Here is a 17,516-nt window from a genome sequence, read left to right on the forward strand (position 1 = left end):
ACACCGGGAGTTGGTAGCGCATGTTCGCTCGAGTCAAGGATGTCGCCGCACTGGTCGGCCGGATCGGGATCGCCGTGGTGTTCTTCGCACACGGGCTGCAGAAGTGGAACAACGGCGTGGACGCCACAGCCACGATGTTCGGGAACCTCGGCCTGCCGCTGCCCACGGTGGCCGCGTTGTTCACCATCGCGGTGGAGATCCTCGGCTCGATCGCCTTCCTGGTCGGCATCGCCATGCCGCTGGTCGGCATCGGCTACGCGATCGTCGGCGCCGGCGCGATCTTCGCGGTGCACCTCGACAACGGCCTGACCGGCCAGGGCGGCTACGAACTGGTGCTGGTGCTCGCACTGGCCGGGCTGGCGATCGGCTTCAACGGCGGCCGGTTCTCGCTCGACCACGTGCTGTTCGCCCGCAAGCGCGAGAGCGCGGGCGCCGAGCGGCTGTCGGCCCAGACCGCCTGATCAAGCCAGTTCGAGCGTGGTGCGTTCGGTCCGGCCGCGGTCGGCGAGCTTCGCCGGATCCGGGTTGCTGACCTGGACCAGCGAAGCCCCGGCCGCGAGCGGGGCGAGCAGGCCGCGCACCACGCCGTCGGGCAGGTCCCACTCCACAGTGGACAGAACGCGATCGCTGGCGGCGATCTTCCCGGCATAGGTGGAAACCTGTGCCAGTACTTCCTCCACAGTGGACGAACACAGCGCCGGGGTGTCCCGTTCGATCGGGAACAGCGGTGAGTAGGTGTCACCCGCCGTGCGGGCGTCGGACAGGAAGTCGACGGCGTCCGCGCCCGGCGCGCTCGCCAGCCCCCGGCCCATCGGGTCCAGCGACACCACCGCGGTCAGCTCGGCCGCGCTGCTCGTGGTCCCCGGGCCGGTGAAGGCGACCTTCGCGCCCGCGGCGTCGGCCACCACGTGCGCCCCGCACCACCACGCGCCGAGCAGCACCCCGGCGGTCTGCCAGTGCGCGGGCAGCGCCACGGCCACCGGGTCGCCCGGCTCGATCTCGGGCTCCTCGACCAGCCAGTTCGCCGTTTTCGCGGCCCAGTTCACCAGCGTGGTCACCGACAGTTCGACCCGGCTGCCCGTGGCGTCGTCGTAGTGCGTGACCAGCGGTTTCGCCGGGCTGGACAGGTGCGGGCGCAGCAGTGCGTCGGTAAGGCTCACACGGTCGACCTTAATCCACGCAGGTGACGCCGTCGTTCTGCCGCAGCGCCGCACCGGCCGCGGAACCGCCACCGGCGGGCGGCTCGGCGCCACGACCGGCCAGTCCGGCCACGAACTGGCGCACCGCGTTCAGGTCGACCTCGATGATGCTCTGCCCGTCCTCGCTGCGAGAGCCGACGGCCACCACCGGGATGGTCTGGAAGTTGATCTCCCCGGAGGCGATGTCCTTCGCCTGACCGGCGAACTCCAGCAGGTCCATGCCCGGATCGACGACGACCGACTTCTTCACCGCCTCCATCAGCTGGTTCAGCTTGTCCGGGCTGGTCAGCGTGCCCGCGGAGAGCACCTGGTGCAGCGCGGAGGACAGGAACGCCTGCTGCCGCAGGATGCGCCCCAGGTCCCCGCCGGGCAGGTTCTTGCGCTGGCGGACGAAGGACAGCGCCTCGCCGCCGGAGACGGTCTGCACGCCCTTGCGGAAGTCCGCCCCGGAGTCCTTGTCCTCGGTGGCGTGGTTCAGGCACACCTTGATGCCGCCGAGCGCCTCGGTGAGCAGGTAGAAGCCCAGCAGGCCGACCTCGGCGTAGTGGTCGAGGCGGATCTGGGTGAAGTCCTGCACGGTCTTCACCAGCGCGGCGCGGCCCGCCTGGTCGGACTCGCGTTCGACGGCCGCGTCGTCCTGGCCGCCCTCGCGACGCAGGTCGGCGGCGGTCCTCGCCTTGGTCACGCCGAACACCGAGTTGATCTTCGCCTGACCGCCCTGCGGCACGTCGATCCAGGTGTCGCGGGGGATCGAGACGGCGGCGGGCTTACCGCCGTCCTTCGGGATGCGCAGGATGATCAGGGTGTCGGTGTTGACCCCGGCCTTCTCCTCGGTGCGCAACTCCTTGAGCACCCGCAGCGGCAGCGGGTTGCCCTGCATGTCGGTGCGGGAATCGGCGCCGACCAGCAGGATGTCGGTGGCGCCGTCGTCGGCGGGCGGGGCCGCCGGGTCGTCGGGGTCGACGAGCAGCGCGTCGGTGGTGCCGACGTTGTCCTGGAAGTCGTCCAGCGTGGTGTAGGCGTACCCGGTGGCCGCCAGCGCCACGACCGACAGCAGCGCGAGGAACACCTTCCCGGTGGCCCGGATCGGCCGGCGCCGGTGCGGCACCACGGCAGCGGCTTCGGGTTCGGGCTCGGCTTCCGGCTCGGCGGGCTTGGTGCGGGGTACCGGCGACGGCACGAACTTCCGCTCAGCGGCAGCCGGAGCCGCGTCCCCGGTGCCCGGCTCGTCCTGGTCGTCCTGGTCGTCCGAAGTGGACGATTCGAGGTCCCCCTCGACCGGTGCCCCGGTCTCCCGCTTCTCGTTCTCGTCCTGGCCGCCCACGCCGGTCACCTCCCCGTTCCTCCCGCGTCCGCGCCCCTGCTCCCAGGCTAAGGCACCGACCCGATGGTGTGAGGCGTCTGCCCCGAACCCGGCCGGATCAGTTGATGCAGGGCACGCCACCCGCGGTGATCGGGGGCGGGCCGGCGGGAGGTGCGCCGGCGGACGGGTCGGCGGGGGGCTCGACCGGCTCGACCGGCGGAGCGGACGACTGCCCGGCCCCGGCGGCGCCGTTCGCGTCCACCTTGTAGTCGCGGCCCAGCAGCACCCGCACGTGCCCGGCGGGCACGTCGGCGTCCGGCTCGGCCTGGACCTTGTTGCCCAACGCCTGCTTGACCGCTTCGGCGGCGGCCTCGCTGCCGGGGGCGTAGCGCACCACGGTGGTCGAACGACCGTCCAGCTGGGTGCTCGCGCCTTCGAGGAAACCCTTGCCGCGCAACAGGTCCTTGACCTGCGTGGCGGTGGTCGCGTTGCCGCTGGCGTTGAACACGTCCACCGTGGTCCGCTCGGCGCCGGGGATCTTGCCGTCCGGTGTGCCGGTCGGCTCGGCCGGTGCGTCGGGGCCGTCGTCGGTCAGGCCGTCGACGAAGGCCCGGACCTTCTCGTTGTCGATCTTGACGATGTCCGCCCCGCCGAACTTGCCGTTGCCCTCGGTGGGGATCGTGCGGAACTCGACCTGGCCGCCGGTCATGCCGCGCATCTGCTCGGCGAACTCCAGCAGGTCCCAGTCCTTCGAGAGGATGACCGACTTCTTCACCGCCTCGATCACGCCGGTGATCCGGGACGGGCTCATCAGCACGTCCGGGGAGAGCACCTTGCGCGCCATGCCGGAGAGGAACGCCTGCTGGCGGGCGATCCGGTCGAGGTCGCCGTTGGGCAGCTCGTAGCGCTGGCGGACGAACGACAGCGCCTGCTTGCCCTGAACCGTCTGCAGCCCGGCCGGCAGGTCCACGCCCGAGCGCCACTCCTTGACCGGCTGGTTCAGGCACACCTCGACGCCGCCGATGGCCTGGGTGACCTCGTAGAAGCTGAGCAGGTTCACCTCGGCGTAGCGGTCGATCATGCCGGGCTTGCCGATCAGCGTCTCGATGGTGCTGATCAGGTTCTTGCGCCCGGCCACCTTCGACTGCTCGTCGACCTTCTTCAGGTCGGCCTCGCCCTGCTGCTGCAGGGTGCTGGAGGTGTCGTTGTAGGCGTAGACGAAGGCGCTGTTCAGCTTGTGCTTGCCGTAGCCGCCGGACAGCTCGACCAGCGAGTCGCGCGGGAAGGAGATGGCCACCGCCCGCTCGCCGTTCTGCGGGATGTGCACCAGGATCATCGTGTCGGTCTGGCGCTCGCCGTCGGCCTTGCCGCCGTGCAGCATGTCCAGCACCTCGCGGGGCAGCGGGTTGCCGTCGTTGTCGGTGCGGCTGTCCTGGCCGACCAGCAGGATGTCCACGGCGCCGTCGAGCGGCTTCTTCTGGAACCCGCCGCCGATCACGTCGGTGGTGGTCAGCCCCTCGTTCAGCTCGCCGAGCACCTGGGAGCCGTACCAGGTCAGCACCAGGACGATGGCGGAGAACAGCGCGAGCACGCTTCGCGCGCTCCAGAGTGCGAAAGCGGCGGGCGCGCTGCGCCTGCGCGGCGGCTCTTCCGCAGATTCGGTGTACGGCCGCGGCGGCCCCTCGGTCACCACGCGCGCTCCTCCCAGCCGGTCAGCACGTCCCGGTTCCTGCTCTTGATCTTCGGTCGAAACCTCAGGCGGATTGGCGCGTGAACCCCCGGTGCCGGACAGCCCGCCGGACACCCGCGCTACCCCGTCACCCTACTGTGTCCGGTGTGTGACGTCCGTGGGGTCACGAAATGTTCCCCCGTGGCGATGAGTCCGACCGTACGGGCGCGGGAAACACGAGAAGGTGGAGTCTATGCGGGTTCTGGTCACCGGTGGCGCGGGATTCATCGGTTCGCACTATGTGAGACAGGCGCTGACCGGCGCTTATCCGTCCCTGGCCGAGGCCGAGATCGTGGTGCTGGACAAGCTCACCTACGCCGGGACCAAGACGAACCTGGCCCCGGTCGCCGCCGATCCCCGGCTGCGGTTCGTCCGCGGCGACATCTGCGACGCCGAGCTGGTCGCGGGCCTGGTGAAGGGCGTCGACCTGCTCGTGCACTTCGCCGCGGAATCGCATGTGGACCGGTCGATCGACGGCTCGGCGGACTTCGTGCTGACCAACGTGCTGGGCACGCAGACCCTGCTCCAGGCAGCGCTGAACGCCGGGGTCGGCAAGTTCGTGCACGTCTCCACCGACGAGGTCTACGGCTCCATCGAAGAAGGTTCGTGGACCGAAGATCACATTTTGGAACCGAATTCGCCGTATTCGGCTTCGAAGGCCTCTTCGGATCTGCTGGCGCGCTCGTTCCACCGCACGCACGGAATGCCGGTGTGCATTACCCGGTGTTCGAACAACTACGGTCCGTACCAGTTCCCGGAGAAGGTGATCCCGCTTTTCGTCACCACTCTCCTCGACGGCGGGAACGTGCCCCTCTACGGCGACGGGCTGAACGTTCGTGACTGGCTGCACGTGGACGATCACTGCCACGGCATCCAGCTGGTGGCCGACGGCGGCAGGCCGGGCGAGATCTACAACATCGGCGGCGGCACCGAGCTGACCAACCGCGAGCTGACCGAGCGCCTGCTGGCCGCGGTCGGCGCGGGCTGGGACCGGGTCGAGCCGGTGACCGACCGCAAGGGCCACGACCGGCGGTATTCGGTGGACATCACCAAGATCGCCGACGAGCTGGGCTACCGGCCGCGGGTGTCGTTCGACGAGGGCCTGGCCGCGACCGTGCGGTGGTACCAGGAAAACCGCGCCTGGTGGGAATCGCTCAAGGAGCGGGCCGCGCTGGGGGCTCGATGAGCGGGCTGGAACTGCTGGTCCCGGGCGGCACGGGCCAGCTGGGCCGCGACCTGGCCGCGCTGGCGGGCCCCGGCCTCGGGGTGACCGCGCCGGGCTCCGCGGACCTGGACGTGACGCGCCCGGGCGCGGTGATCGAGGCGGTCACGGCCCTGTCCGACCGCGCGGCGGCCGCAGGCGCGCAACCCGTGGTCATCAACGCGGCCGCGTACACCGCGGTGGACAAGGCCGAGACCGAGGAAGCGCGCGCCTTCGCCATCAACGCGGACGGCCCCCGCGTCCTCGCGGCGGCTTGCTCTTCTCGTCGGGTGCCACTGATCCACGTGTCGACCGACTACGTGTTCTCCGGCGAGGCAAGCGCCCCCTACGAACCGGACGACGCCCTCGGCCCGCGCACCGCCTACGGCCGCACGAAGGCAGCGGGCGAGGACGCGGTACTGGGTTCGGGCGCCTCGGCGTGGGTGGTCCGGACCGCGTGGGTCTACGGCAAGCACGGCACGAACTTCCTGAAAACCATGACCACCCTGGAATCCACGCGGGACACACTGTCCGTTGTGGACGATCAGCGCGGCACTCCCACCTGGTCGGCCGACCTGGCCGCGGCCCTGGTCGAGTTGGCAGGCATGATCGCCGCAGGCAACGGCCCAGCCACCCGCGTCCTGCACTGCACGGGCGCCGGGGAAACCACCTGGTACGGCTTCGCCCAAGCCATCTTCCGCCACCTGGGCGCCGACCCGGCACGCATCTCGCCGTGCCGCACGGAAGATTTCCCACGCCCAGCCCCGCGCCCGGCGTACTCGGTGCTCTCCACCAAATCCTGGCAAGGCGCCGGCCTGACCCCACCCCGCCCCTGGGACGAGGCCCTAGCCGCCTACTTCAAGGCCTGACTCACGACACAAATGTGGCTTTGGGGGCCGAATCCGCCCCCAAAGCCACATTCGTGTCCAGGGGGTGCGCTCCCATGTCGCGAATGTGGCCTTCGGGACACCAAACGTCTCGAAAGCCACATTCGTGACACTCACCCGCGCCGTGAAAGCCACATTCACGGCATCCCGCCCGGCTTCACCGCCCAGGCGCCCCTATTCCGGCACCCCGCCCCGGGCGGCCCCATCACGGCGCCACCGCCCCGGGCTTCACCGCCCCGGGAGCCGCCGCCCCCGGAAGCCACCCCTGGGCATCCCGCCCCAGGCGCCGCCGCCCCAGCATCACCGCCCCAGCATCACTGCCCCGGGCACCCCGCTCAGGCATAACCGCCCCAGGCATCCCGGCTCCAGGCCCTACCCCCGGGCATCCCCGCCCTCAGCAACACCACGCACACACGCGCCCATCCCGCCAAACAGAAACCCGGGCACCCAACCAGACAGAGCACCCACACGCCCCCATCCACCCCGGTCCACAGCCAAAAACACGGCGGTTATTACTTTGTCAAGGCAAGCTTCCCCGCCTTGACAAAGTAATAACCGCCGTAGTCACACTAAAAAGCCGGGGTGCCCCACTAAAACCTACCTACCAGCAGCCTGCCGATAAGCATCCACAGTCTTCTCCGCACACAACCGCCACGTATAACTCGCCGCATGCGCGCGCCTCGAAACGGAAGTCGAAGCCGCATGGGGATCGGAGACGGCCGAGCGCAGGGCCTCGATCAGAGCGTCCACGTCCCGGTAAGGCACCAGGCGTGAATACCCCCCGGAAACCTCCGCCAGCGCCGGGATGTCGGTGCAGACCACCGGGACATCACACGCCATCGCCTCCAGTACCGGCAGCCCGAAGCCCTCGTCCCGCGAAGGCAGCACCAGCGCCGCCGCGCCCGCGACGACCGCGCGCAGGTCGACCGGCGGCAGGTAGCCCAGGCGCATCGACCGGTCCGAGAGTTCGAACTTGCCCGGCCCGGTGAACACCAGCGGCGGCAGGTCCGCCGCCGCCGCGTGTGCTTCCCGTAGCCACGGCAAACCCTTGCGTGGCCCGGCCGCGCCGACGAACAGCAGATATTCCGAAGGCAGCCCCAGCCGTTCGCGCTGCTCCTTCGACAACGGCCGCGCGGTGAACCAAGCCGGGTCGACGCCCAGCGGCGTCACCACGATTTTCTCCCGCGGCACCTCGAACCGGGCGGACACCGCCTCCGCGACGGCGACCGTCGGCGTGCAGATGACGTCCGCGCGGGCGGCACCCCGCCGGACCAGCACCGGCAGGTCCCGATCGCTCGGCGACAGCTCCTCCGGCGCGTCGATGAACGCCAGGTCGTGGATGGTCAGCACGCCTGCGGCCCGCGCGATGCCCGGCAGCACGAAGTTGGTCCCGTGCACCACATCGGTCGAGCCGGCGAACAGTTCGACCGGCGGGAAGTTGCCGTGCAGCCACGATCGTCGCAGCAGGCGCGCCGCCACCGGCATGCCCCGAGCGCGGACCCCGTGCGGCAGCACGTGCCGCAACCGGCGCCAGCCACGCAGGGTGAACGCCACCGCGCGTGTGTCCACAGTAGACAGCGAAGCGAGTTCTTCGGACAGCGAAGCGGTGTAGTGCCCGATACCGGTGCGGACGCCGAGCAGGGGAGTGCCGTCGAGCAGGACGCGCAGGGGCCGGTCAACCATTGCGCCGGGCCACTTTCAGCACCCGTCCGCCGACCCGCTTGGCCAGCTCCCGCACCCCGCCGTCGGCCAGGTACTCCTTCACCAGCGCCAGGTCTCTGCGGACGACTTCCGTGCCACGCAAGGGATCCGACGGCGCCAGGTCGCTCGCGCCGGGCAGCCGGTCCGCGGCGGGTCGCGGGTCGCGGCAGAACTCCACCAGCGGCTCCAGCGCCCGCGGCCAGGCGAACCGCTGCGCCACCTCGGCGATGCGGTCCCGCGCCGCCGCGGCGAATTCCGTGTCGTACATGGCCTTTTCGAGCGCGTCCGCCAGCGCCTCGGAATCCTCCGCGGGCACCACCACGCCGAGCCCCTCCGCGCGCACCAGGTCGGCGAAGGCGTCGCCGTCGGTGGTCACGATCGGCAGGCCGGACCACAGGTAGTCCAGCACCCGCGTGCGGAAGGCGAAGGTGGTCTCCACGTGCTCGTAGTGCGTGGTCACCCCGCAGTCGGCGTCGAGCAGCCAGTTCTGCCGCTCGCCGTAGGGCACCCACTGCTCGTTGAAGAACACGTGCTTGCCGGTCAGCCCGAGCGAGTCGGCGAGCCGGATGGTCCGCGCGCCGATGTCCATCTCGGCGACCTCGGGGTTCGGGTGCTTCATGCCGAGGAACACCAGCCGCACGTCACCGCGCCGCTCACGCAGCCGGTCGATCGCGCGCACCAGCGTCAGCGGGTCGAACCAGCTGTAGACCCCGCCCGCCCACAGCACCACGTGATCGGTCTCGCCGATGCCCGGCAGTCCGGCGCGCAGCCCCGGCCCGGTCCGGCGGGGTGCCTCCGGTGACAGGCCGAACGGCACCACCGACAGCAGGGAATGCGTGGTCGGGTCAGCGTCGTAGAGGCGCGGCGTGAGCCGCCCCATCGCGGCCAGGTGACCCAGCCAGAACAACCGCTGCCGTTCGGAGGCGCACAGGAAGAAGTCGCCGCGCTCCAGTTGCGCTTCCAGCACCTTGGTCACGCCGATCAGGTCCGCGGCCCGCTTGTCGTCGGGCACGCCGCGGCCCTGCTCCAGCAGTTCCAGGTGCATCGGGTCGTAGAGGTCGCAGACGACGATCTTGCTGGAGTCCGGCTTCTTCAGCTGTGGCGCCATTTCCAGTACGTGACCCTGCAGGATCACGATGTCCGCCCACTCGACCGGCTCGGCCAGGTCGCGCCGCTTGGCCGCGCTGACCGCGAACGGCGCGGGCGGTGGATCGGCGAGCGGGTTCACCGTGACCAGTCGGACTTCGTGCTCCCCGGCCAGTGACGCGGCGATGTTCCAGGCACGGATCGCCGGGCCGGCCATGCGCTCGGTGATCGCGTCGCCGGTGATCACCAGGACCCGCCGCCGCTGCCCGAACACGCCCTCGATGCCGAACGCCTTGACCAGGATCTCGTGCGCGTCGAGGTAACGCGGCAGCGGGTACGCGGGCTCCAAAGCCTTGCGCAGCAACGGAATCAGGTCGGCGTCGGTGCGCACGCGCGCGGCCTGCTCGACCGCGCGGGACTCGGCCAGCGACGGCATCAGCTCGACGAACTGGTCGATCGCCAGCATCCCGGCGAGCGAGGTGCGGGGGATGGCCACCGGGTCGGTCTCCACCGGGCCGACGCCGCGCTGCAGGTCGAGCTGCGTCGCGTCGATCTCACCGCGGGCGGTCGCGCGGCGGACGGCCAGCGCCAGCGCCGCGGGCAGCACCTTCGCCAGCGTCTCGTCGGAAAGGTTCTTGTACAGCGCGGCGAGGGCGTTGCGCTCCAGCAGGAAGGTCTCGCGGCCGGTGTCCGGCGCGTCGACCGCGTCCATGGTGCCGTGGTGGCGGTGGTAGGCGATCGACTCCGGCACGTATCGGACCCGCCAGCCACGCAGGTTCATCCGCCAGCCGAGGTCGACGTCCTCGTAGAACATGAAGAAGCGCTCGTCGAAGCCGCCCAGTTCGGTGAACACCCCGCTGCGCACGAACATCGCCGAGCCGGTGCCGAACAGCACGTCCTTGGCGACCTCGTGCTCAGTGGCGGGCACGTCGGCCAGCGGCGAGCCGGCGTGGCGCTTGTAGCCCATGCCGAACCAGGTCAGGCCGCCGTCGACGAAGTCGGTGCCGGTGCCGTCCCAGTCGAGCACCTTGCTGGCCACCGCGCCCACCCGCGGATCGGCCGACAGTTCGGCGACAGCCGCACGCACCCAGTCGGGATCCGGCCGGGCGTCGTTGTTGAGGAAGGCGAGCACGGTGCCGGTGGCGTGCCGCGCGCCCAGGTTGCAGCCGCCCGCGAAGCCCAGGTTCTCCGGCGATTCGACCAGCTTCACCCCGGGGACGGCGGCCTTGATGCGCGCGGCGTCACCGGTGCCGGAGGCGTTGTCCACGCAGATGAGTTCCAGGCGCGGGTAGTCGAGCCCGGCGAGCGCACGCAGGCAGGTGACCGTGTCGTCCGCGCCCCGGAAGTTGACCACGATCACCGAGACCACGGGCAGCGCGCCTTGGGTCAAAGACCGACTCCTTCGCTGGGGGATTTCGTCAAGCCTAACCGCCCGACCACCTGCGCCAGACCGCGCCTCGGCCGATCGTGGCCAGTCCGCCGATCCGCCGGCGGGCCGCCATCGTGGCCGGCAACCGGCGCACCACCTCGCCGAGCACGCGCAGCCGGAGGCCGGGCCGGAAATTGGCCGCGTCCGGAACATCGCGCTTGACCGGGAGCAACACGGTGATGGCGGCGAACCGCGCCAGCTCGCGCAGCGCGACCGCGGCCGGGGCGCAGCGCAACAGCATGAGCAGGCGGTTGCGCTCGTTCCAGCGGTGGAAGGCCGGGGAACCTGGGCGGGTGCTGGCGCCGTGCAGGTGCCGCACCCGCGCGGTCGAGCCGAGCACGCGCCAGCCGGTCAGCCGCAGGCGCCACGCGGTGTCGGTGTCCTCGTAGTAGCAGAAGAAGCTCGCGGGCACACCGCCGCAGGCACGCAGGGCCGCGGTCCGCAGCAGCACGGCGCCGCCGCAGAAGCTGAACACCTCGGGTGCGGGGTCGGTGCGGTCGGCGCCGTGCCCGTCGGCGGTGAGCCGGACGCCGGTGGACTGCGTGGTGCCGTCGGGCCGCACCAGCGTCGAGGTCACGGCTGCCGCGTCGGGGGCGTGGTCGAGCGCGTCCTCCAGCGCGGCGAGCCAGCCGTCCTCGGGGGCGGCGTCGTCGTTCAGCCAGGCGATGAAAGGCGTGCTGACCTGCGGCAACGCTGCGGCGAGACCACCCGCGTAGCCGGTGTTGCGCGACAGCCGCAGCACCTCGGGTGCCGACGGGTGCCCGGCCAGCAGCTCGGCGGTCCGGTCGTCCGAGGCGTTGTCCACCACCAGCGTCCGATGTGGACGATCCTGGGCGGCGAGCGCGTCCAGGCAGGACTCGAGGTGCCCGGCACCGCGCCAGGTGATGACCACGACCGTGCTGCGCAGCGGGGATGACACGCTGAGCACAATAGGCGGGTGCCCGAGCTGGTCGTCATCGCGGAGCAGTTGCTCGCGCCCGTCCCCGGGGGGACCGGGCGCTACACGGCCGAGCTGCTGCGTGCGCTGGCCGCGACCGTCCCGTCCGGGTGGACCGTGTCGAGCGTGGTCGCCCGGCACGCCGACGTCGATGCCGCCGAGGTGCCCGGGGTCGACGGTCCGCGCAGGCTCGCGTTGCCGCCGAAGGCCTTGGTCGCGGCGTGGCAGCTGGGGCTGCCCTGGTGGCCGGGTGGCGACGTGGTGCACGCGACCACCCCGCTGGCACCGCCGCGGGCGCCGCGGGGGCGGCGGCTGAGCGTGACCGTGCATGACACCGTGCCCTGGACGCACCCCGACACCCTCACTCCGCGTGGAGTCTCGTGGCACCAGAAGGTGATCTCGCGGGCCGCGCGCACGGCGGACGCGCTGATCGTGCCGACCCAGGCGGTCGCCGACGACCTGGCCGCGCGGGTGGCGGGCAAGGCGCCGCTGCACGTCATCGGCCACGGGGTGACCGAGCTGCCGCGGGAGCCCGTCGACCTGGACCTGCCTGCCGAATACGTGCTCGCGATCGGCACGCTCGAACCGCGCAAGGGCATCGCGCTGCTGATCGAGGCGATGGCCCGGTTCGACGGCCCGCCGCTGCTGCTGGCCGGTCAGCCGGGCTGGGGCGAGCTCGACCCCGCCGACCTGGCGCGGCGCCACGGCCTGCCCGCCGACCGGCTGCGCGTGCTCGGCAGGCTGTCCGACGCCGAGCTGGCGACCGCGTTGCGCGGCGCGTCGGTGCTGGCCATGCCGAGCCTCGCCGAGGGGTTCGGGCTGCCGGTGCTGGAGGCGATGGCGGCGGGCGTGCCGGTGGTGCACTCCGACGTGCCGTCGCTGGTCGAGGTGTCCGGCGGCGCGGCCAGGGTGGTGCCGTGCGGGGAGGTCGGCGCGCTGGCCGACGCCCTGCAGGAGGTGCTCGGCTCCCCGTCGCTCTCCGCGACCATGCGGAAGCGTGGCTACACCCGTTCAGGTGAATTCAGCTGGCGTGCCGCGGCCGAGGCGCTCTGGTCAGTGCATTCGACGGGAACGACCGACCCCGGGCCCGAGTTTGGTGGTTCCTGACCCCGCGTCCGTTGAACGGCCGTACGCTGCACCTCGTGGTACCTGGTGAACCCCGTGTGCTGATCGATGCCACCGCCGTGCCCGCGGACCGCGGGGGCGTCGGCCGGTACGTCGACTCGCTGGTCGCCGCCCTCGACGACGACGGCGCTCCGATCACCGTGGTCTGCCAGCCCCGCGACTTCCGGCTGTACTCCCAGCTCGCCCCGGGCACCCGGGTGCTCCCGGCCACCGAGTCCACCTCGACCCGCACGGCCCGGCTGACCTGGGAACAGACCACGCTGCCGTCGCTGGCCCGGCGGCTGGGCGCGGACGTGGTGCACTCGCCGCACTACACGATGCCGCTGGCGCTGAACAAGGCCTCGGTGGTGACCCTGCACGACGCCACCTTCTTCACCGACGCGGTGCTTCACTCGTCCGTGAAGGCCCGGTTCTTCCGGGCGTGGACGGTGGCCGCGCTGCGGCGGGCGTCGCTGTGCGTGGTGCCGAGCGAGGCGACGGCGTCCGAACTGGCCAAGGTGACCCGCGTGCGGGCCTCGGAGCTGGAGGTCATCCAGCACGGGGTCGACGTCGAGCGGTTCCACCCGCCGTCACCCGCGGAGGTGCGGGCCGCGCGGGAGGCGATCGGGCTCGGCAGCACGCCGTACATCGCCTTCCTCGGTGCGCTGGAGCCGCGCAAGAACGTGCCCGCGCTGATCCGCGGGTACGCGAAGGCGATGGCCGGGCGCGCCGACCCGCCGGCGCTGGTGCTGGCCGGGCAGCCCGGCTGGGACACGCAGGTGGAGAAGGCGCTCGAAGGCGTCCCGCACCGGCTGCGGGTGATCCGGGCCGGCTACCTGCCCTTCGGCACGCTGGCCGGGTTCCTCGGCGGCGCGGAGATGGTCGCGTACCCGAGCCTCGGCGAAGGCTTCGGCCTGCCGGTGCTCGAGGCGATGGCCTGCGGCGCGTGTGTGCTGACCACCAGGCGCTTGTCGCTGCCCGAGGTCGGCGGGGACGCGGTGGCCTACTGCGGGGTCGGCGCCGGTGACGTGGCGGCGGCCATCGGAGAACTGCTCGACGACCCGGCCCGCCGGTCCACCCTCGCGTCCGCGGCGCAGCGCCGGGCGAAGGAGTTCTCGTGGGCGGCCACCGCCGAGCGGCACCGCGAGGCCTACGGGCGGGCGTGGCTGGCCTGGCGCTCACGTGGGGGGCGCTAGTAACGCTCCGTGCTCAGGGCACAATGTCCTGTCGTGCACCCCCAGTATGGCGATGAGGTCGCCGTCGTGGTCGTGACCTACTTCCCCGGCGAGACCCTGGAGCCCTTCCTCGAGACGCTCGAAAAGGCCACCACGCGCGAAGTCAAGGTGGTGCTGGCCGACAACGACACCGACGCTTCGGACGGGTCGCTGGACAAGGCCGCCGAGCGCGGGAACGTGCACCTGCTGCGCATCGGCGAGAACCTGGGCTACGGCCGCGCGGCCAACCGCGGGGTGGCCGAGCTGGACGAGCGGTACGGCTGGATCGTGATCGCCAACCCCGACCTGGAATGGCACCCCGGCTCGATCGACGAACTGCTCGACGTGGCCGCGCGCTGGCCACGCGGCGGGGCGTTCGGCCCGCTGATCCAGGAGCCGGACGGCACGGTCTACCCGTCGGCGCGGCTGCTGCCCTCGCTCGGCCGTGGCATCGGGCACGCCGCGCTCGGCAAGGTCTGGCGCGGCAACCCGTGGACCAAGCAGTACCGGCAGGAGACCGCGAAGCCCACCGAACGCACCTCGGGCTGGCTTTCCGGCTCGTGTCAGCTGATCCGGCGAGAGGCGTGGGACTCGGTCGAGGGCTTCGACCCGCGGTACTTCATGTACTTCGAGGACGTCGACCTCGGTGACCGGCTGGGCCGCGCCGGCTGGCTGAACGTGTACGCGCCCTCGGCCACCGTGATGCACATCGGCGGGCAGGCCACGAAACGCGCGTCGGCGAAGATGCTCGCGGCGCACCACGTCAGCGCCTACCGCTACCTGGCCGACCGGCACCGCGGTCCGCAGTGGAAGCCGGTATTGGCGGCGGTGAAGCTGGGGCTGGCGGCCCGGTTGAAGCTGGCTACGTGGCGGGATCGGTAGTGGTATGGGGCCCCGCCCCGGTTTTTGAGTGTGACTACGGCTGGGACCTCGATGTCAAGGCGGGAAAGATGCCTTGACATCGAGGTCCCAGCCGTGTTTTTGGCTGTGGACCGGGGTGGGGTGGGGAGTCTGGGCGGGTGCTCCCGGTGGGGTGCCCCGGCCGGCGGATGCTCTGGTGGGGTGCCCCGGCGGCGGTTGCTCTGGTGGCTGGGCCCTTGCCTGCGAATGCTATGAGTGGGGCATTACTTGCGTTGATTGCAAGTAATGCCCCACTCATAGCATTCAGCTGACGCTCAGATGCCGTCCAGGCGGCGGGAGAGGTTCGAGCGTTTTGTCTGGGTGGTGGTGGGGATCAGGCCGCCCACGTCCTTTTCCTCGATGACCGGGTCGACGGGGTGCTCCTCGAACAACGAGGGCAGCGGCATCGGCCGGGTCGGGCGGGGGCCGCGTGGGGGCTCCAGCCGTGAGGTGGGTTCGGGGCTGGCCAGGTGGTAGTCGTTGGCCTCGATCATCGCGGCGGAGACCTGGGTGGTGCTGTCCGGGTCCTGCGCGTCGATGTCGGCGACCACGGATCTCGGGATCTGCTGGGTGTTCGCCGCGTCCATCGGCGAAGTGGCGTCGTCCGGCGTGACCACGAAAGCCCCGCGGGCCCGTGCCCGAGAAAGCAAGGCGTCCGCGCGATCGCGGGGGTCCATCCCCTCGGCCTCCCGACTAACCCGAGGCCCTCTCCGACCGGGGCCGCCTGTGTGCTGTCTAGGGTAGGCCCTCCGGGCCGCCCGCGTCAGCGTTTCCGGCGGTTTGTCACCAGCTGTTCCGCGACAATGGGAGGAAGGGATGCGCGCATGAGCGCCGCACCGGGGGTCGATGCCGTCGTTCTCGTCGGTGGCAAGGGGACGCGGCTGCGGCCGTTGACCCTGTCCGCACCGAAGCCGATGCTGCCCACCGCGGGGGTGCCCTACCTTTCCCACCTGTTCTCCCGCATCCGCGCGGCCGGGATCACCCACGTCGTACTCGGTACCTCCTACCGGGCCGAAGTGTTCGAAGAGTACTTCGGCGACGGATCCGCGGTGGGGCTGGAACTCGAGTACGTGGTGGAGGAAACGCCGCTGGACACCGGTGGCGCCATCCGCAACGTCTTCGACCGCGTACGCGCGGAGAACGCGGTCATCTTCAACGGCGACATCCTTTCCGGCGCCGACCTCGGGGCGCTCGTAGGAACGCACCGGTCGACCGGGGCCGACGTCACCTTGCACCTGCAACGAGTCGACGACCCGAGCCGATTCGGTTCGGTGCCGACCGATTCGAGCGGGCGGGTCACCGCGTTCCTGGAGAAGACGCCCAATCCGCCGACGGATCAAATCAATGCCGGTTGTTATGTGTTCAAGCGCTCGGCCATCGAGTCCATTCCGGCCGGGCGCCGGGTCTCGGTGGAACGGGAGACCTTTCCCGGGCTGCTCGAAGCCGGTGCGCACGTGCACGGTTTCGTCGACGCGTCCTACTGGCTCGACGTCGGTACGCCGGAGGCGTTCGTGCGTGGCTCCGCCGACCTGGTGCGCGGCGTCGCGCCCACCTCGGCTCTGCCGGGGCCGGTCGGTGAGGCACTGCTGCTCGAGGGCGCGAAGGTCGCGGATGACGCGAGCGTGACCGACGGTTCGACGCTGGGTGCCGGTGCCGAAGTCGGGGCGGGTGCCCGGATCTCCGGTTCGGTCCTGTTCGACGGCGCGGTCGTCGGTGAAGGTGCGGTGGTCGAGCGCTCGGTGCTGGGCAAGGGCGCGCGGGTCGGCGCCGGAACCGTGCTGCGCGGGGTGGTGCTCGGTGACGGCGCGGTCGTCGGCTCCGGTTGTGAGCTGCTCGACGGTGCGCGGGTCTGGCCCGAGATGACCATCGCGGACGGGGCTGTGCGATTCTCGAGCGATGCCTGACACGCGCCGTTGGCGCCCGCCGTTCGCGCTGGATTTCCGGCGCGTGCTCGCGCCGCTCCGGCGCGGGCGCGGCGACCCGACGGTGCACTGGGACGCGCCGGGCCGGGTGTGGCTGACCGCGAACACCCCGGACGGCCCCGGCACGCTCGGCCTGCGACGGCTCGCCGACGGTGAGGTCGAAGCGGTGGCGTGGGGCGCGGGCTCGGCGATCCTGCTCGACGGGGTGCCCGCGCTGCTGGGCGCGAACGACGACGACACCGGATTCGTCGCGCACCACCCGCTGATCGCCGACGCCCGGCACCGGCGGCCCGGTCTGCGGTTGCCCTCGACCGGGCGGGTGTGGGACTCGCTGGTGCCCGCGGTCCTGGAGCAGAAGGTGACCGGGATCGAGGCGCACCGGTCGTGGCGCGAACTGTGCCGGTGGTTCGGCGAACCGGCACCCGGCCCTGGCCCGAAGTTGCTGCGGGTGCCCCCGACCCCGGCGGCGATCCGGTCCATTCCGGACTGGAAGTGGCACCAGGCGGGCGTGGACCTCAAGCGCCGCACGGCTTTGGTCGCCGCGGCCGGGGTGGCGCACCGCCTGGAGCGCGCGGCCTCGCTGCGGGGTGCCGAAGGCCGGGAACTGCTGCGGAAGGTGCACGGCATCGGCGTGTGGACCGCCGCCGAGATCGCCCAGCGCGCCTGGGGCGACCCGGACGCCGTCAGCTTCGGCGACTTCCACATCCCGGCGATCGTCGGCTACGCCCTGGTCGGGCGAGCCTTGGACGACCAGGGTATGGCCGAGGTGCTGGCGCCCTACGCACCACACCGGCAACGGGCCGTGCGCTACCTGGAAGCCGCCGGCGTCACACGACCGCGGTTCGGCCCGCGCATGCCCATCCGCGACTACCGAGCCCTCTAACCGATGTCACGAATGTGGCTT

Annotated in this window: 15 protein-coding genes; 8 read left to right on the forward strand and 7 right to left on the reverse strand. The window is 71.4% G+C overall.

Going from position 1 to position 17,516, the window contains the following annotated elements; genetic code table 11:
* Positions 1-20: 20 nt before the first annotated feature.
* A complete protein-coding gene (locus JOM49_RS11335; protein WP_209664257.1) occupies positions 21-461 on the forward strand; it encodes a DoxX family protein in 441 nt (146 codons plus the stop codon).
* On the opposite strand, the gene JOM49_RS11340 is transcribed toward JOM49_RS11335, so the two are convergent.
* The 3 genes from JOM49_RS11340 to JOM49_RS11350 all read right to left on the reverse strand — a co-directional run bounded on the left by JOM49_RS11340 (position 462) and on the right by JOM49_RS11350 (position 4,192).
* Positions 462-1,160 carry a TIGR03089 family protein gene (locus tag JOM49_RS11340; protein ID WP_209664258.1) on the reverse strand — a complete coding sequence of 233 codons (699 nt, stop codon included), beginning with the start codon at positions 1,158-1,160 and terminating at the stop codon, positions 462-464.
* A gap of 10 nt (positions 1,161-1,170) precedes the next feature.
* Complete coding sequence (locus JOM49_RS11345; protein WP_209671072.1) at positions 1,171-2,523, reverse strand: LCP family protein; 1,353 nt, start codon at positions 2,521-2,523, stop codon at positions 1,171-1,173.
* A 97-nt stretch (positions 2,524-2,620) separates the two neighbouring features.
* Positions 2,621-4,192, reverse strand: coding sequence for an LCP family protein (locus JOM49_RS11350; RefSeq protein ID WP_209671074.1), 1,572 nt, complete (start codon positions 4,190-4,192; stop codon positions 2,621-2,623).
* Between the two features lie 232 nt (positions 4,193-4,424).
* On the opposite strand from JOM49_RS11350, the gene rfbB reads away from it, so the two are divergent.
* Together rfbB and rfbD are read left to right on the forward strand one after the other, a co-directional pair.
* On the forward strand, positions 4,425-5,417 hold the full coding sequence (gene rfbB, locus JOM49_RS11355; protein ID WP_209664259.1) for a dTDP-glucose 4,6-dehydratase: 993 nt from the start codon (positions 4,425-4,427) through the stop codon (positions 5,415-5,417).
* Positions 5,414-6,301, forward strand: a complete 888-nt coding sequence (gene rfbD / locus JOM49_RS11360; RefSeq protein ID WP_209664260.1) for a dTDP-4-dehydrorhamnose reductase — start codon at positions 5,414-5,416, stop codon at positions 6,299-6,301. Before rfbB ends, rfbD begins: the two co-directional genes overlap by 4 nt.
* Before the next feature lie 615 nt (positions 6,302-6,916).
* On the opposite strand, the gene JOM49_RS11365 is transcribed toward rfbD, so the two are convergent.
* The 3 genes from JOM49_RS11365 to JOM49_RS11375 are packed head-to-tail and all read right to left on the reverse strand — an operon-like array spanning position 6,917 to position 11,454.
* A complete protein-coding gene (locus JOM49_RS11365) occupies positions 6,917-8,002 on the reverse strand; it encodes a glycosyltransferase family 4 protein (RefSeq protein ID WP_209664261.1) in 1,086 nt (361 codons plus the stop codon).
* The gene (locus JOM49_RS11370) at positions 7,995-10,496 is read right to left on the reverse strand and encodes a glycosyltransferase (RefSeq protein WP_209664262.1); all 2,502 of its coding nucleotides are present in this window, start codon (positions 10,494-10,496) and stop codon (positions 7,995-7,997) included. Before JOM49_RS11370 ends, JOM49_RS11365 begins: the two co-directional genes overlap by 8 nt.
* A 34-nt stretch (positions 10,497-10,530) precedes the next feature.
* A complete protein-coding gene (locus JOM49_RS11375; protein WP_308158710.1) occupies positions 10,531-11,454 on the reverse strand; it encodes a glycosyltransferase family 2 protein in 924 nt (307 codons plus the stop codon).
* 18 nt (positions 11,455-11,472) lie between these two features.
* Here JOM49_RS11375 and JOM49_RS11380 point away from each other — a divergent pair, with 18 nt between their 5' ends.
* The 3 genes from JOM49_RS11380 to JOM49_RS11390 are packed head-to-tail and all read left to right on the forward strand — an operon-like array spanning position 11,473 to position 14,672.
* A complete protein-coding gene (locus JOM49_RS11380) occupies positions 11,473-12,579 on the forward strand; it encodes a glycosyltransferase family 4 protein (protein ID WP_209664263.1) in 1,107 nt (368 codons plus the stop codon).
* A 56-nt stretch (positions 12,580-12,635) separates the two neighbouring features.
* Entirely contained in the window at positions 12,636-13,772 is a 1,137-nt protein-coding gene (locus tag JOM49_RS11385; protein ID WP_209664264.1) for a glycosyltransferase family 4 protein, read from the forward strand.
* A 33-nt stretch (positions 13,773-13,805) separates the two neighbouring features.
* Entirely contained in the window at positions 13,806-14,672 is an 867-nt protein-coding gene (locus tag JOM49_RS11390) for a glycosyltransferase family 2 protein (protein ID WP_209664265.1), read from the forward strand.
* 293 nt (positions 14,673-14,965) lie between these two features.
* Here JOM49_RS11390 and JOM49_RS11395 read toward each other — a convergent pair whose 3' ends face one another.
* Entirely contained in the window at positions 14,966-15,367 is a 402-nt protein-coding gene (locus JOM49_RS11395) for a hypothetical protein (RefSeq protein ID WP_209664266.1), read from the reverse strand.
* 147 nt (positions 15,368-15,514) lie between these two features.
* Between JOM49_RS11395 and manB the strand changes: the two genes are divergently transcribed.
* Both manB and JOM49_RS11405 read left to right on the forward strand, forming a co-directional pair.
* A complete protein-coding gene (gene manB, locus JOM49_RS11400) occupies positions 15,515-16,594 on the forward strand; it encodes a mannose-1-phosphate guanylyltransferase (protein WP_209664267.1) in 1,080 nt (359 codons plus the stop codon).
* Positions 16,587-17,495: a DNA-3-methyladenine glycosylase family protein gene (locus JOM49_RS11405; RefSeq protein WP_209664268.1), complete on the forward strand. Its 909-nt coding sequence runs from the start codon at positions 16,587-16,589 to the stop codon at positions 17,493-17,495. Before manB ends, JOM49_RS11405 begins: the two co-directional genes overlap by 8 nt.
* Positions 17,496-17,516: the final 21 nt, after the last annotated feature.

The sequence above is a fragment of the Amycolatopsis magusensis genome (assembly GCF_017875555.1).
Taxonomy (GTDB): domain Bacteria; phylum Actinomycetota; class Actinomycetes; order Mycobacteriales; family Pseudonocardiaceae; genus Amycolatopsis; species Amycolatopsis magusensis.